The 15,169-nt window shown below is 54.4% G+C and carries 12 protein-coding genes; all 12 read left to right on the top strand.

Going from position 1 to position 15,169, the window contains the following annotated elements:
* The first annotated feature begins 334 nt into the window (after positions 1 to 334).
* Positions 335 to 1,729 (top strand): NarK family nitrate/nitrite MFS transporter, encoded by a 1,395-nt coding sequence (locus GUC32_RS14340; protein WP_049204107.1) that lies wholly within the window; start codon positions 335 to 337, stop codon positions 1,727 to 1,729.
* A gap of 772 nt (positions 1,730 to 2,501) precedes the next feature.
* Positions 2,502 to 3,401 (top strand): helix-turn-helix domain-containing protein, encoded by a 900-nt coding sequence (locus GUC32_RS14335; protein WP_060433321.1) that lies wholly within the window; start codon positions 2,502 to 2,504, stop codon positions 3,399 to 3,401.
* 180 nt (positions 3,402 to 3,581) lie between these two features.
* Complete coding sequence (locus GUC32_RS14330) at positions 3,582 to 4,544, top strand: NAD(P)-dependent oxidoreductase (RefSeq protein ID WP_025303213.1); 963 nt, start codon at positions 3,582 to 3,584, stop codon at positions 4,542 to 4,544.
* Between the two features lie 174 nt (positions 4,545 to 4,718).
* Positions 4,719 to 5,768 carry a UDP-N-acetylglucosamine--undecaprenyl-phosphate N-acetylglucosaminephosphotransferase gene (gene wecA, locus GUC32_RS14325; protein WP_025303212.1) on the top strand — a complete coding sequence of 350 codons (1,050 nt, stop codon included), beginning with the start codon at positions 4,719 to 4,721 and terminating at the stop codon, positions 5,766 to 5,768.
* A gap of 45 nt (positions 5,769 to 5,813) precedes the next feature.
* A complete protein-coding gene (locus GUC32_RS14320) occupies positions 5,814 to 6,947 on the top strand; it encodes a polysaccharide export protein (protein WP_025303211.1) in 1,134 nt (377 codons plus the stop codon).
* A 27-nt stretch (positions 6,948 to 6,974) separates the two neighbouring features.
* Positions 6,975 to 9,158 carry a polysaccharide biosynthesis tyrosine autokinase gene (locus GUC32_RS14315; RefSeq protein WP_342093531.1) on the top strand — a complete coding sequence of 728 codons (2,184 nt, stop codon included), beginning with the start codon at positions 6,975 to 6,977 and terminating at the stop codon, positions 9,156 to 9,158.
* A 4-nt stretch (positions 9,159 to 9,162) separates the two neighbouring features.
* The gene (locus GUC32_RS14310) at positions 9,163 to 10,461 is read left to right on the top strand and encodes a flippase (protein WP_049295810.1); all 1,299 of its coding nucleotides are present in this window, start codon (positions 9,163 to 9,165) and stop codon (positions 10,459 to 10,461) included.
* Entirely contained in the window at positions 10,442 to 11,290 is an 849-nt protein-coding gene (locus GUC32_RS14305) for an ATP-grasp fold amidoligase family protein (RefSeq protein WP_025303208.1), read from the top strand. The genes GUC32_RS14310 and GUC32_RS14305 overlap by 20 nt, the downstream gene beginning before the upstream one ends.
* Before the next feature lie 6 nt (positions 11,291 to 11,296).
* A complete protein-coding gene (locus tag GUC32_RS14300; RefSeq protein ID WP_369435292.1) occupies positions 11,297 to 12,451 on the top strand; it encodes a hypothetical protein in 1,155 nt (384 codons plus the stop codon).
* A gap of 3 nt (positions 12,452 to 12,454) precedes the next feature.
* Entirely contained in the window at positions 12,455 to 13,360 is a 906-nt protein-coding gene (locus tag GUC32_RS14295; protein WP_025303206.1) for a glycosyltransferase family A protein, read from the top strand.
* Position 13,361: 1 nt separating this feature from the next.
* Complete coding sequence (locus GUC32_RS14290; RefSeq protein ID WP_369435291.1) at positions 13,362 to 14,417, top strand: glycosyltransferase family 4 protein; 1,056 nt, start codon at positions 13,362 to 13,364, stop codon at positions 14,415 to 14,417.
* 7 nt (positions 14,418 to 14,424) lie between these two features.
* Complete coding sequence (locus GUC32_RS14285; protein ID WP_038876984.1) at positions 14,425 to 15,168, top strand: glycosyltransferase family 2 protein; 744 nt, start codon at positions 14,425 to 14,427, stop codon at positions 15,166 to 15,168.
* The last annotated feature ends 1 nt before the right edge of the window (position 15,169 follow it).

The raw sequence follows: 15,169 nt of genomic DNA, 5'->3' as shown, positions 1-15,169 counted from the left end.
CATTTGGCGCCGCTGAAGCTCAGGGGCGAAGGCGGCGACGAGGTAAATAAGTAACGATTCAGCCGTATTTTTGATTATCCCTGAGCATAACCCCATACCTCGAATGAAGTACCCATTAGTTTCCAGCAGGACGGTGAAGCGGTAAAAATGACGGAGTGATGCTTTCTAATGCATTGATTAAAAGTGATTTAATTTTTATTCGAGGTGTACCCCTAAGGGGATGAAGGCGCTATTTGTGCCGCCAACTACTTGCATTCGGGTTGATATACATCAACTTTGCCGCCGGGGCCGCCCCCTAGGGTGTGCGGAATGATCCCCCGTGTCTGAGGTTTTTATGTCGCAACTTGCAACGCCTTCATCAAAGAAAACCGGTGCGCTGATTCAGGACTGGCGTCCTGAAGACAGCGCCTTTTGGCAGCAGCGTGGCCATCGCATCGCCACCCGCAACCTGTGGATTTCCATTCCCTGCCTGCTGCTGGCCTTCTGCGTCTGGATGCTGTTCAGCGCCGTTGCGGTCAACCTGAACAAGGTCGGTTTCAACTTCACCACCGACCAACTGTTCCTGTTGACCGCGCTGCCGTCGGTCTCGGGCGCTATTTTACGCGTGCCGTATTCCTTCGTGATCCCGCTGTTTGGTGGCCGTCGCTGGACCGCCATCAGCACCTGCTTCCTGCTGGTGCCGTGCCTGTGGCTGGGGTTCGCGGTGCAGGACAGCAGCACGCCGTACAGCGTGTTCGTCATTATTTCCCTGCTGTGCGGTTTCGCCGGGGCGAACTTTGCCTCCAGCATGGCCAATATCAGCTTCTTCTTCCCGAAAGCGCGTCAGGGCGGTGCGTTGGGGCTCAACGGCGGTCTGGGAAATCTGGGCGTCAGCGTCATGCAACTGGTCGCGCCGCTGGCGATTTCTTTCAGCCTGTTTGGCCTGTTTGGCGGCACGGCGCAAAATCAGGCAGAGGGGGGGCAGCTGTGGCTGGAAAACGCCGCCTGGATCTGGGTACCGTTCCTGCTGGTTGCCACCCTGGCGGCCTGGTTCGGCATGAACGATCTGGCCGCGGCCAAGGCATCGCTGCGCCAGCAACTGCCGGTGCTCAAGCGTGGGCATTTATGGATGCTGAGTTTGCTGTACCTCGCGACCTTTGGTTCTTTCATCGGTTTCTCCGCCGGTTTCGCCATGCTGTCGAAGACGCAATTTCCGGACGTAGTGATCCTGCATTACGCCTTCTTTGGGCCATTCCTCGGTGCGCTGGCACGGCCAGTCGGCGGCGCGCTGTCTGACCGTTTCGGCGGCGTGCGGGTGACGTTGATCAACTTTGTAGTGATGGCCGTGTTCGCCGCGCTGTTGTTCCTGACCTTGCCGATGGCGGGTGAGGGCGGTTCGTTCATCGCCTTCTACGGTATCTTTATGGTGCTGTTTCTCACGGCGGGGCTGGGCAGCGGGTCGACTTTCCAAATGATCGCCGTCATTTTCCGTAAAATCACTGTCGATCGCGTGAAAGCGGCCGGCGGCAGCGACGAGAGCGCGCAGCGTGAAGCGGTGACGGACTCCGCCGCCGCATTGGGTTTTATCTCGGCGATCGGTGCCGCAGGCGGCTTCTTCATTCCCCAGGCATTCGGCACTTCGCTGGCGCTGACCGGTTCCCCGGCGGGGGCAATGAAAGTATTCCTGGTGTTCTATATCTTGTGTGTGGTCATCACTTGGGTGGTGTATGGCCGTAAGAAAAAGGCCTGAGTATCAAACGATTTTCTCAATCCCTCCCGACAGGGGAGGGATATTTCGCTCATTCCGAGTCATCTCTCCTCGCTCTCTCAGTGAAATTTTCTGCCTTTAGGTAAAATTCTCATCTCCGCTTGCCGTTTTTTTCTTTTTTTATAGTTATATCTCTCAATATGGGAATGTCTTCTCCCAAGCGTATTATATTATTTGCACGGTTTTTTCGTTTTGTTGAGAGTATTCTTACATTAAAAGATTAATGTCTTTCCCGCAGGTTAAATGAAATTTCTGGGAGGGTAAGGCATAATTAGTGCGATTGTTATAAAATCAGCAATAGGGTTTTGTCTTAGATGCTGCACGCGCCGTGTGGAATGTGTGACAGGGTTAAATCAGATAACTCTCATTCTGTTTTTTCCGGCTTTTTGTAGTCTATCTGACAATCCGATTAGGTGGAAAAACACAATGAACTCACGGAGAAGAATGAAATTTCACAATTTCATTCGGTTAACAACTGAACAGGGTTGTTATTTTTTTCTTTTTAAATCAATGAGGTGATCATTTGAACTTTACGGTAGTTATGAAGGAAATCCATGTTGCCAACAGGGAAAAAGAGTCATTTGGATAAACGGAACATCCTTAATAAGGCCTAATGTAAAAAATGAAATCAGAAAATTTTTATAAAGGCCAATATCCGATGAATGCAACCTGTTGAGTTTACATTTAATTTCTTGAACATTTTTTGATATTTCTATACAAAGTGTGCAGGACAGGCACGCTAAGGAAATTAAAAGTGAATCTTGATAGAAGAATAAAGATTAGGAATCTCGATGTTCTGACTCCTGCCGGGGAGAAATTTCGTCTGCGTTGGAAGGAGTATCAAATTCTTTCGCTGCTTGTCGCCAGATCACCAGAACTGGTAACCCGAACGGAAATTATAGAAAATATCTGGAAAGGAACTTACTGCTCAGATTCAACGATAAATCAAACAATTAAATCTATTCGCCAAAAAATCAGCGACTCGGAACATACGCTTATCAGAACCATTCCTCGGCTGGGTTACAAGGTGGAAAATCAAGCGGCTTTTCACTTTATATCCGAGGATGAAGACTACGCTGATGATGATATATTAAATAGTGGTGAGGATATTGGTGTTAATATTCAAGCGGAACTTTCTGAAAGTGAAAGTGAGTCCCCTGAGGCACACGATGAAAAAATAGATAAGCCGCGTAAAACGACGCTTGTTGCAGCGCCTGTTGCAACGGTAGAACCCTCCCAGGAACCCACTCGTGATAAAAAGTCGGCGACGGTGCGCCGATTTTTCAGCATGCCCGCCAGTCGCGTAGTGAAATACCTGACGGCATTTGCTTCTTTGCTGGTTATTTCACATTTTTCATATGTGCTCGGCAACCAAACTCGCCCGCCGGTGATCAATGATATTCAGAACAATACGCGCGTCGTGTTGACGCTGACGTTGAATAACCCCCATACCAACAGCCCACAAACCCTGTTCTGCCTGTACCAGGGGGAGAGCATGGAGCAGGCGACCATCGAATGTGTCGACCCTAAGCAGGGGCAGCTTAAATTACCGGTAAAATATGAGACCTCTTCTACGCCGGGTAAAGGTCGGATTAATCTCATATTGCCGAATAAAACCTTGCAATATCAAGTTGCTTACGATGTTAAAAATTAGTGCTAAATGAGGTTTTATCTTTAGCGATAATTTTACATTTGATGAAATATTTTATTTCATTATTTGTTATTTGAAAGCCGGGTTCGATTTGTCCAGTCTGGAACTCATTACCTAACGCATATTAGCGTCCTGTTTCCATCGAGGTGACAGGAATAATGAGAACCTGCTGAGTGACAAATTATGGATAAGCGTAAAGTAGCTATTATCGGGGGTTCCGGTTTTATCGGAACACGCCTGGCGAAACGTCTCAGTGTGCGCGATGATCTGACGTTGGTCATCGTTGATAAACAACCTAGCGCACATTTTCCGGCGCTCTATCAGTATGGCGACGTGACGCAACCCGAGACCCTGCAAGAGCCGCTGGCGGGCTGCGACGCCATCATTAATCTGGCGGCGGAACATCAGGACAACGTCGATCCCATTTCGCTCTATTATCAGGTCAATGTAGAAGGTGCACGGCATGTCTGCATGACCGCCTCCGCGTTGAATATCCACCAAGTCATTTTCACTTCCTCGGTTGCCGTTTATGGGTTCGTCGAGCAGGAAACCGATGAAGGAGGGCGTTTCGATCCTTTCAATCATTACGGCAAATCCAAGCTCGAAGCGGAATACGTTTATGAAGCGTGGCGCAAGGCGGATAGCGCCAACAAATTGACCATCATTCGCCCGACGGTGGTATTCGGTGAAGGCAACCGCGGCAATGTGTATAACCTGTTCCGCCAGATCGCCAGCGGCCGATTCGTGATGATTGGCAGTGGCAATAATATGAAGTCGATGGCTTACGTTGAAAATATTGCCGCGCGGCTGGAGCATGCGTTGGACCAGCAGTCAAGTTATCAGGTCAGCAACTACGTCGATAAACCGGACTTTACGATGAATCAATTGGTCGACGTTATTTCCTCCTCGCTGGGCAGAGAAAATAAGACGATTCGCATTCCTTATGTGGTGGGAATATGCGGGGCGACCGCATTGGATGTCGTGAGTAAAATAAGTCGTAAAAAATTCCCAATCAGTCGCGTCAGAGTGCAGAAATTCTGCGCCAGAACGCAATTTAAAAGTAATGTGCAAAATAATTTCGTGGCGCCGGTTGAACTTGATTCGGCAATCGAAAGAACCATTAAACATGAGTTTTCTGATAGATAACTTAACCGCACGCTGACGTTATTTACTTATTTCCGCCGGCAAGCGGATAAATCTGTATTTTTCAGGATTAATTCATGCTGACTTATATCCTGGCAGGATCAATTTTGTTTTTGTTAATAGCGCATTGGGAGCTGTAACTCAAGGGCGGTAGCGTGCTTATTCGCTGGAGGAACGATGTTATATCAACTGAGCGTGATATTTGTGCTGGCGGTAGCGTGGGTCCTTATTGCCCGCCGGGCCGCCTTAACGGTGGGATTAGTGGATAAGCCCAATGCGCGTAAGCAACATCTGGGACACATTCCGCTGGTCGGCGGTATCGCCGTGTACCTGACGCTGATGCTGATGACGCTGTGGCAACCCGCCTGGCTGCCTGACAGCACCGTCTATCTGCTGTGCATTACGGCGCTGGTGGTGTTGGGCGTGCTGGATGACCGCTTTGATCTGCCCGTGGCGCCACGCGTCATGGTGCAGGGAGGGATCGCGCTGGCGATGATGCTGGCGGCAGGGATGCAGCTTTCCTCATTGGGCTATGTTTGGGGGCATCAGGAAGTGATGCTCGGTTATGGCGCGTTGCTGCTTACGCCGCTGGCGGTATGGGGAGCGATCAACGCCTACAACATGGTGGATGGCATCGATGGGCAACTGGGCGCCTTGTCCTGCGTGACCTTCGTCGCGTTGGCTATCGTGTTCGGATTGGGCGGCAGGGAAGATCTGGCGCTGTGGTGCCTGGGCCTGATCGTCGCGCTGGCGGCCTATCTGTTGTTCAACCTGAGCCTGTTCGGCGCGCGCAACAAGATCTTTATGGGGGACGCCGGCAGCATGGTGATCGGCTTCAGCGTGCTGTGGCTGGTGTTGCTGGCGACGCAGGGGCCACAGGCGGTAATGCGTCCGGTCACCGCGCTGTGGCTGATCGCCATTCCTCTGATGGACATGGTGACTGTGATGGTGCGTCGCCTGTTGCGTCGCCAAAGCCCCTTCAAAGCGGGCCGCGATCATTTGCACCATATTCTGATGCGTCGCGGGCTCAATGCGCGTCAGGCGCTGGCGATGAGCACCATGCTGGCGGTGACGTTGGCCTGCATTGGCATTTGCAGTGAAGTGTTGCAGCTGCAGGAAAGCCAAATGTTGGTGGCGTTTCTGTTCTGTTTTTGCGGTTATTTCGTCATGTTGCGCGAACCGCGTCAGGCGACGGTGTTCAGCGATAATCCGACCGTCGGCCGTTAATCCCCTCACGGGCTGCGGCAGCAGCCCGTTTATCACGGTACTTCCATGAATTTTCATTTGCCTCTTTTGATGCCATTGGCCTTCACCTCCGCGCTGTTGAGTGGATGTACGGTGGTTCCCGGTTCACATTTACCGACCAGCGGAAAAGCCATCGTCGTGCAACAGGACGACGATTTCGATTTGAATGACCAGGTACAGGTTTATCGCATGTCGCCGATGCTGCTGCAGAAAATGCGGCGCGTAGAACCGGTCGCCCGGCCGAACCCGGCGCTGGATCAGCGATTGCAGAGCTATCAATACCGCATCGGCGTCGGCGACGTGTTGAACGTCACCGTCTGGGATCACCCCGAGTTGACCACGCCGGCCGGGCAATACCGCAGCGCCAGCGACACCGGCAACTGGGTGCATGCGGATGGCACGATTTTTTATCCCTATATCGGGCGAGTGGCGGTGGTGGGCAAGACCGTCACCGAAGTGCGCAGCCTGATCGCCGGCCGTCTGGCGCAGTATGTGGAAAGCCCTCAGGTGGACGTCAGTATCGCCGCTTTCCGTTCGCAGAAGGCTTACGTGACCGGCGAAGTGAAAACCTCCGGCCAACAGGCGATCACCAACGTGCCGTTGACCATTCTGGATGCGATTAACGCCGCCGGCGGCCTGACGGACAACGCCGATTGGCGCAACGTGGTGCTGACCCATCAGGGCAAAGAGCGGGCTATCTCGCTGCAGGCGCTGATGCAGCGCGGCGACATCAGCCAGAACGCGCTGCTGCAGCCGGGCGACATCCTCTACATCCCGCGCAATGACGAATTGAAAGTGTTCGTGATGGGCGAGGTGGGCAAGCAAGCGACGCTGAAGATGGATCGCAGCGGCATGACCCTGACCGAGGCCCTCGGATCTTCCGAAGGGATCAGCCAGACGGTGGCGGATGCGACCGGGGTGTTCGTGATCCGGCCGAGCGGCGGTAAAACACCGCAGCGACTGGCGACGCTGTATCAGTTCGATCTCTCCGACGCCAGCGCGCTGGCGATGGGCGCTGAATTTCAGCTGCAACCTTACGACGTCGTGTACGTCACTGCGGCGCCGGTCGCGCGCTGGAACCGTTTGATCAGCCAGCTGGTGCCGACCATCAGCAGCTTTAACGATCTCAGCGAGGCGACCTTGCGCGTGCGCAACTGGTAACTCCGCAGGGTGAATAAGGAACAGAAGATGAAAAATAATGCGCTGTCCGTGATGGTGGCCGAACAAGACGAAAAGCTGGAGTGGGAACGCCTGATTGGGCCGCTGTGGGATAACCGCTGGCGGATCGCCGTCGTGACCGGCGTGGCTGGCATGTTGGGCGTCGCCTACGCCCTGTTGGCCACCCCGGTGTACCAGGCTACGGCGGTGGTGCAGGTGGAGAAGCAGCTGTCCGGCGATTCGCTGCTGCGTGAAACGTTGGACAGTTCAATGATGGGGCAAAATTCGGCGACACAGGATGAGGTGACGCTGGCTAAGTCGCGCTACGTGCTGGGAAAAACGGTGGACACCCTCGGTCTGACGGTGCGCGTCAGCCCGGACTATTTCCCGGTGTTCGGCAAAGGCTTTGCCCGCTTGGGCGGTGAAAAGCCGCCGGTGCTGAGCATTGCCACGCTGACGACGCCGGCGGACATGGAGGGCGAAGCGCTGACGCTGACGGTGCGCGATGGGCAGCATTACGAGCTGAGTTATGACGGCAGCAAACTGTTCAGCGGCGTGGTCGGGCAGCCGGTGGCGCAAGGCGGTTGGAACATGACCGTCTCGGCGCTGGACGCTTCGCCGGGCGCCAGCTTTACCGTGGTCAAAGTCGCGCGTCAAGAAGCGGTGGACGATCTGCGTAAATACCTGGACGTGGTGCCGGGTGGCAAGGATAGCGGCATCATGACCTTTACGCTGCCGAGCGAAGATCCGCAGAGCGCCGAGGCAATGCTGAAGAACATCACCGACAACTACCTGCAGCAGAACGTGGACCGCAAAACGGAAGAAGCTCAGCGAATGCTGGCGTTCCTGCAAGAGCAGCTGCCGCAAACGCAAACCTCGTTGAACAACGCCGAAACCCAACTTAATCAGTTCCGCCAGCAAAATGACTCGGTGGATCTGTCGCTTGAAGCCAAATCGGTGCTGGATACTCAAGTGCAGCTCGAGGCCCAGCTCAACGAGCTGACCTTCAAGGAAGCGGAAATCTCCAAACTCTACACCCGCGCGCACCCGGCTTACCGGGCGCTGCTGGAGAAGCGCGCCACGCTGGAGGCGGAAAAGGCACGGCTGGGTAAACAGGTGCAGACGTTGCCGAAAATGCAGCAGGAGATCCTGCGTCTTACCCGCGACGTGCAGGTGGATCAGCAGGTTTACATGCAGCTGATGAACAAGCAGCAGGAACTGAGCATCAGCAAGGCCGGCACGGTGGGCAATGTGCGCATCATCGACGAAGCGGAAACCGCGCTGCGGCCGATTAAGCCGCAAAAGATGCTGATCGTATTGTTGGCGCTGCTGCTTGGCGCCGGGGGCGGAGCCATCGTAGTGCTGCTGCGTGCGGCCTTCCATCGCGGCATCAATGACATCGATACCCTGGAGAAGCGGGGCATCAACGTCTACGCCACCGTGCCGCTGTCGCCGTGGCAGGTGAAGCGCAACCGCGAGCAACGTCAGCTGCTGCCAAGGTCCGGGGGGCGGCGCTTGCCGATCCTGGCGGTGGCCGAACCGACGGACCTGTCGGTGGAAGCGATCCGCAGCCTGCGCACCAGCCTGCATTTCGCCATGATGGAGGCCAAGAACAACATTCTGATGGTCTCCGGCGCCAGCCCGGAAAGCGGCAAGAGCTTTACCAGCACCAACCTGGCGGTGGTGGTGGCGCAGGCCGGGCAGCGGGTGCTGTTGATCGACGCCGATATGCGCAAAGGCTTCCTGCACCGCTGGCTGACGGATGATGGGCATCAGGGGCTGTCCGACATGCTGGTGGGCAACGTAATGGCGGAACAGGCGGTGCGGAAAACCGCCATCGCCAATCTGGACTTCGTGCCGCGCGGTCAGGTGCCGCCGAACCCGTCCGAACTGCTGATGCACCGCCGATTCGCCGACTTCCTGCGCTGGGCCGGGCAGAACTACGATCTGGTGCTGATCGACACGCCGCCGATTCTGGCGGTGACGGACGCGGCGATCGTCGGCAATCACGCGGGTACCTCACTGCTGGTGGTGCGCTTTGAGGTGAATACCGTCAAGCAGATCGAAACCAGCATGCGTCGTTTCGAACAGAATGGCGTGGCGATCAAGGGCGTGATCCTCAACGGGGTGGTGAAGAAGGCGGCAACCGACATGAGCTATTACAACTTCGCCTACCCAAGCCATCGGGAAGATCACCCGCAGGCAGGGGAATAAGCGGGTGAAGGCCATTATCACCAATGCCCTGTGGCTGATGCTTGAACGCGTTTCGCTCAGCCTGTCCGGCATCTTCGTCTCCATTTACGTTGCGCGCTATCTGGGGCCCGCGCAGTTTGGCACCCTCAACTATCTGTTGGCGACGATCGCCATCGTAGTGCCACTGGTGCAGTTGGGCGCCGACAGCATCATTTTCAACCGCGTCGCCCGCCGACAGCCGAGCGGCATTCGCCTGATGCTGGCGTCAGTACGCCTGCGTCGTTGGCTGTTCCTGGTGGTGGCGCTGCCGATGCTGATATGGAGCTATTTCAGCCAATCGCCCGCCAGCCAACTGATGACGCTGTTGCTGCTTATCAGCGCCTATTTCTCGATTCAGGACGTGTACAAAATTTATTACGATGCCCGCCTGCAGTCGAAACGCAATACGCTGATCAACAACCTGGCGCTGCTGCTGTCGATCGGGCTGCGGCTGGCGCTGGTGAGCGCGGCGCTGCCGCTGGTGTGGTTCGCGGTACCCTACATCCTCAGCAGCGCCGTACCTTACCTGGCGCGCCTCTGGTTATTCCGTGCGGAAGCGGCGGCCTCGCCGCGGGTTACGCCGCGCCAGGCCAGGCGCTATGGCCGTTATTTGCTAAAGGTGGGCCTGCCGTTGGCCATCTCCAGCCTGTCGATAGTGATCTACACCCGCATCGATCAAATCATGCTGGGCAATCTGGTCGGCGAGCAGGCGGTAGGCTGGTTCAGTGCCGCCACCACCCTCAGCCAAGGCTGGGTTTTCGTGCCGATGGCGCTGATCACTTCGTTGATGCCGGGCATTGCCAGCTGTCGCGATCCGTTGGAGCAGGAGTACCGTATTCGGGTGCTTTATCTGGTGGTCTTGGGCCTGTCGTTGCCGGTGTTGCTGGGCCTATGGTGGTTCGCCCACCCGGCGATTGCGCTGCTGTACGGCGCCGCTTTCCAACCGGCCGCCAATATCCTGGCTATTTGCACGCTGACCTCGCTGTTCTCGGTAATGGGGACGGTTTCGTACCGCAGCATCGTGTTGTTCGCCGGCTATCGTTTTATCGCCATCAAGATGCCGTTGGTGGCGGTGGCGAACGTGGTGATGAATCTGCTGCTGATCCCGCGCTACGGCCTGATCGGTGCGGCGGTATCTACGCTGTTGGCGGAGTTCATTTCGTTCTTCGTGCTGAACAGTTTATTCCGTGGCGGAAAAATTACCCGACTGCAGCTGACCTGTTTTTACTGCCTGCCGCGTCTTGTCAGCAAATTAAGGAGAGAGCATGTTAAACATCCTGGTTAAAAATATTTCCAAGCGCCTGCCCGATGCCTGGCACCATCAGGTTAAATACGCGCTCTATTTCAAGAAGCTGCCGCACCTGTCAAAACCGACCGGCTTCAGCGAAAAGATCATGCGCCGCAAAATTTATCCGCGCAGCATCTACACCACTTTGTCGGACAAGTTCAAGGTGCGTGAATTTATCGCCGGCCTGTGGGGCGAGGAGTATCTGGTGGAGCTGTATGCGCATGGCACTGAACTTAGCTACGACATGTTCAGGCAATTGCCTAACGCCTTTGTGCTGAAGGCCAACCACGGCAGCGGCTATAACCGCTTGGTGTTCGACAAGCAGCAGATTAGCTACGCGGAGTTGTACGATCTCAGCAACGCGTGGATGCGCAGCAACTTTTATGAGCAGAGCCGCGAAAAGCATTATCTGGATATCGAACCCTGCATCATGGTGGAGCGCCTGTTGCTGGATGGCGAACAGGTGCCGAACGATATCAAGTTTCATTGTTTCAACGACAATCATGAAATTCGTATGTTCATCCAGGTGGATTACCAGCGTTTCGGCACCCATCGGCGCGATATTTTTGATATCGACTGGAACCGCACCGAAATTCGTATCAACTTGCCGAATGCAGACGAACCGATGCCGCGTCCTACACGGCTGGAGGAAATGATACGTTTGGCTCGCCAGACCGCGCAGCAGTTCTCTTATGTCCGTGTGGATTTCTACCAGGTCGGTGAGAAGGTGTATTTCGGTGAGTTGACGTTTACGCCTGGCGCGGGGTTAAGCAAGCTGATGCCGAAAAACATTGAGCAGGAATGGGGCAGTTATTTTACTGAGTAAACGCTTATGCAAAGAGTCGCCTCCAATTTTCAAATGCATGCCAATGCGGGTTATAATCAGTCGCGAGATTTAGTCAATCAATCAATTGTATTGACCTTCCTGCTGATGTTTTTCGTGAAAACGTTCCTGACCTCGGGATCGTTCAATAGCGAGCTGATTAATAAAGCGGTCATGGGGCTTAATGGCTTGATGTTGCTCTATGTTGGCTATGCATTTTTTATCGCTACGCTGGCGGAAAAGGCGGTTGCGGGTTTTTTGGTTCTGCTGTTTCTTGTTAATATTTCCACCGGTCATGGTGATTATCTGTTTGGTGCGGTATTCAGCACGGCGGTGATCATTTTATTTCGCCGCATAGACATGGGGCGTGGCGCTGAAATGTTTGCCATCACCTTTGTGGTGGCAGGGTTACTGGTGGTTATTCCCTATATCTTTTACACCGATGGGTTTGTTTACCTTGATGAGCGTTACGGCAATCGATTAACGCTGGGGTTCGATAATCCGAATACCCTGGCGTATTATTCTTTTGCCTTGTTCGCCACACTGCTGTGCCTGATCGACCATGCGAAATTAACGCGAGGAATGAAAAATATCGCTTCGCTGGCGGTATCGGCGTTAATTCTCCCGGTGCTGATGTATTCCTATTCTCGCACCTGTTTTATGTTGGCGCTGTTGATGTTGTTGCTGTTTTGGCTGGCGCCGCTGCTGCGTGTCGCGCCGAACAGAAAAGTCTGCATCGCGCTGACGTTGGCCATTGTAGGCTTTCAATTCACCAGCGTTATACGCTGGGGGAGTAATCCGGCCTTGGACGTCCTCTTGAACCAGGCGTTGACCGGGCGAATCTGGTTCTCCTGGCAGATGTTTCAGGCGGTGGGGCTACCCAATCCGCTGTTCGGCATGAATATAGAGCCTTATAAGCCCGTCGATTTCTTCTTCATCGCCATGTTTTATTCGGCCGGTGGCATCGCTTCTGTCGTCATGCTTTTTTGTTATTTTCACCTGTTGGGCAATATGCGCAGGCTGAGTCGGTTCATGCGCTGGGTGGTGGTTGTTTTCCTGCTGACAACCTTTACGGAAACCTATTTTTTGGTCCCGGTATTTAACGTGTCGTTATTGTTGCTTTGCCGTGGAAAAGAAATGATAAATTCTAAGTTGGAGGGTTAAGAAATGGATTTCTCGATCGTTATCCCTATTTATAATAGTGCACGCTACCTGCCGAAAACGCTGAAGCGGATTTTCAACGCTTGCCAAGGATTCGACTATCAGGTGATTTTGGTTGATGATTGCTCTGACGAGGATGATATCAAATATATTCGTCAGATAGCGGCGACGAATAGCAATGTGATGCTGCATGAGAAAAAACAGAAGAGCAATGCGGCGGTGTCGCGCAACTTAGGTACCAAGTTAGCGCAATCGGAGATCGTGTTTTTCCTCGACTCTGATGATTACTTCACGACCAACTATATTATTCGTCGCATGAATAAACATGAGGATCGCCATATTGATATTATCTTCGGCAACTATGCGGAGGTGAGCGGCGATTCGGTGCGTGATTTCAACTTCCATTATAAATCCGGTTCCTCCGGCGAGGATTTTCTTTTTCTGGAAATGGGCGATATTCGTTCATCCACCATCAGCATCCGTAAAAAAAGCGATCGCCGCTTTTTATTTCCCGAGTTCCTCAATAAGCATCAGGACTGGGGTTTTTTGGTCAATGCCACCAATTTGGGCGCGCATGTGGCGCACGACGCCGGCGGAGGGGTGTTTCTCGACGTAGGGCGCTATGGGCGCATGACGGCGAAGCTCAATCTGGAGGCCAGCGACCGGTTTATCAATACCTTCCTCAGCCCCAGCGATCGCCATATCAGCGGATTCGCCTGCAAGCATCTGCTGGCCTCGCTGTATTCGGAAAACGCCCAGGCGTTCAATTATTACTCGTCGCGCATCGTGCGGCACAGCCTGAGCGGCAAGTTCAAGGTGATCAAATGGTATGGCGATTGTCTGGCGCGGTTGGGGTTGTTCTCGGTTGGCGGCCGGCTGCTGCGCAATGTGCGCCAGGGATTCAGGAGATGATATGCAAGCACGCAAGGTAATCATCGTTATCGAAAATATCGCGGGCAAGGGCGGTACTGAACGGGTCGCCAGCGGTTTGGCCAACGCGCTGGCGCGTCTGCCGGGTTATGAGGTGGCGGTGTTTTCGCTGTTTGGCGAGCGGAGCTTCTTTCCGCTGGCGAGTGACGTCCGGTTGCGCTGCGGCGGTGGCGATTCGCTGTTCTGGCCATGGCGGCTGGCATTGGCGCTGCGGCGTGAACGCGCGGACGTGATCATTACCGTTTCTATGGGAAAACTGTCGGTGGTGATGACGCCTTTTCTGCGTTTGTTCTGTGCCCGCAGCCGGTTGCTATTAAGTGAGCACGTCAGCTTTCACCAGTATCCGCGCGTATTTAAGTGGCTGAAGTTGCTGGTTTACCGGCTGAGCGATCGCGTGATTTTCCTGACGCGGCAAGATAGCGACGCCATCGCTCGCTGGGTGGGGGCCGGAAAATGTCGGGTGATCGAGAACGTTTCGCCATTCGGCGCACAGGCGCCGACGCCGGCGCTGCAAAAAAAGGTGGCGCTGGCGGTGGGGCGATTGAGCAATCAGAAAGGCTTCGATCGACTGATCTCACTGTGGCGAGGGGTGGTGGCGCAGGCGCCGGATTGGCGTCTGCTGATTATTGGCGACGGTCCGGAGCGCGACGCTTTGAGGCGACAGATTGAAGACGCCGGGCTGGAGCAGCAGGTGAGTCTGCTGCCGGCCACCGCTAACGTGGCGGACTATTATCGCCAGGCCAGCCTGTATTTGATGACCTCTCGCTATGAGGGATTGCCGATGGTGCTGATCGAAGCCATGAGTTTCGGCCTGCCGCTGGTGGCCTACGACTGCAAGACCGGCCCGGCCGAGTTGATAGACGATGGCGTCAACGGCTATCTGGTGCCCGATGACGACGCCGCCGCCTTCAGCGAAGGGGTGATCAAACTGATGCTCGATCCGGGTTTGCGCGAGCACTTCTCTATCGCCGCGTTAGAGAAGTCTCGTCGTTTTTCTCCCGAACGTATTTATCCCCAGTGGCAACAGCTCACCGAGTGAGGACAGAATGGAAAAGATATCCGTGATAATGCCGGCCTACAATGCTGCGAACTCTATTAAAGAGTCGATTCTAGGCGTGCTGAATCAGCGATTTACCGATTATCACCTGTATGTGATCGATGATGCGTCTACCGACGATACTGCCGAGGTGGTACGGCCGTTCATCCACGATCGCCTCACCTATATCCGTAATGAGCATAACCAGGGCGTGGCGGAAACGCGCAACATCGGCATTGAGGCGGCGAAAGGCGACTATATCGCCTTCTGCGACAGTGATGACGTATGGCTGCCCAACAAGCTGTCGCGCCAGGCGAGCATTTTGCAAACCCGCCGCTACGACGTGGTGTGCTCCCATTATTACACCTTCGAAGACGACCTGAAATTGATCAAAAACACCCGTGGTGCGGATGAGCTTATTGGCTATCAGGATATGTTGAAAAGCAACTGGATTGGCAATCTCACCGGCATCTACAACCAGAAGCGCATCGGTAAGGTGTATCAGCAAAAAGTGGGCCATGAGGACTATTTGATGTGGCTGGCGGTGCTGCAGAAGGCGCGTAACGGCCTGGCCTACTGCATTCCCGAACCGCTGGCCTGTTACCGATTGTCTACCCATTCGCTGTCGGGCAACAAAATCCGCGCCGCGGACTGGCAATGGCGGATTTACCGTCAGCATTTGGGGCTGTCTTACCAGAAATCCTGCTATCTGTTCGCCACCTATCTGTTCAATGCCGTGGTGAAAAGGAAGTGAC

The sequence above is a fragment of the Serratia sp. NGAS9 genome (assembly GCF_009905295.1).
GTDB classification, from domain to species: domain Bacteria; phylum Pseudomonadota; class Gammaproteobacteria; order Enterobacterales; family Enterobacteriaceae; genus Serratia; species Serratia bockelmannii.
This window is presented reverse-complemented; position numbering and strand designations above follow the sequence as displayed.

Excerpts from the sequence above, each read along its gene's own strand:
- GUC32_RS14340 (WP_049204107.1), top strand. The coding sequence starts at position 335 with ATGTCGCAACTTGCAACGCCTTCATCAAAGAAAACCGGTGCGCTGATT.
- GUC32_RS14330 (WP_025303213.1), top strand. The coding sequence starts at position 3,582 with ATGGATAAGCGTAAAGTAGCTATTATCGGGGGTTCCGGTTTTATCGGA.
- wecA (WP_025303212.1), top strand. The coding sequence starts at position 4,719 with ATGTTATATCAACTGAGCGTGATATTTGTGCTGGCGGTAGCGTGGGTC.
- GUC32_RS14320 (WP_025303211.1), top strand. The coding sequence starts at position 5,814 with ATGAATTTTCATTTGCCTCTTTTGATGCCATTGGCCTTCACCTCCGCG.
- GUC32_RS14315 (WP_342093531.1), top strand. The coding sequence starts at position 6,975 with ATGAAAAATAATGCGCTGTCCGTGATGGTGGCCGAACAAGACGAAAAG.
- GUC32_RS14305 (WP_025303208.1), top strand. The coding sequence starts at position 10,442 with ATGTTAAACATCCTGGTTAAAAATATTTCCAAGCGCCTGCCCGATGCC.
- GUC32_RS14300 (WP_369435292.1), top strand. The coding sequence starts at position 11,297 with ATGCAAAGAGTCGCCTCCAATTTTCAAATGCATGCCAATGCGGGTTAT.
- GUC32_RS14295 (WP_025303206.1), top strand. The coding sequence starts at position 12,455 with ATGGATTTCTCGATCGTTATCCCTATTTATAATAGTGCACGCTACCTG.
- GUC32_RS14290 (WP_369435291.1), top strand. The coding sequence starts at position 13,362 with ATGCAAGCACGCAAGGTAATCATCGTTATCGAAAATATCGCGGGCAAG.
- GUC32_RS14285 (WP_038876984.1), top strand. The coding sequence starts at position 14,425 with ATGGAAAAGATATCCGTGATAATGCCGGCCTACAATGCTGCGAACTCT.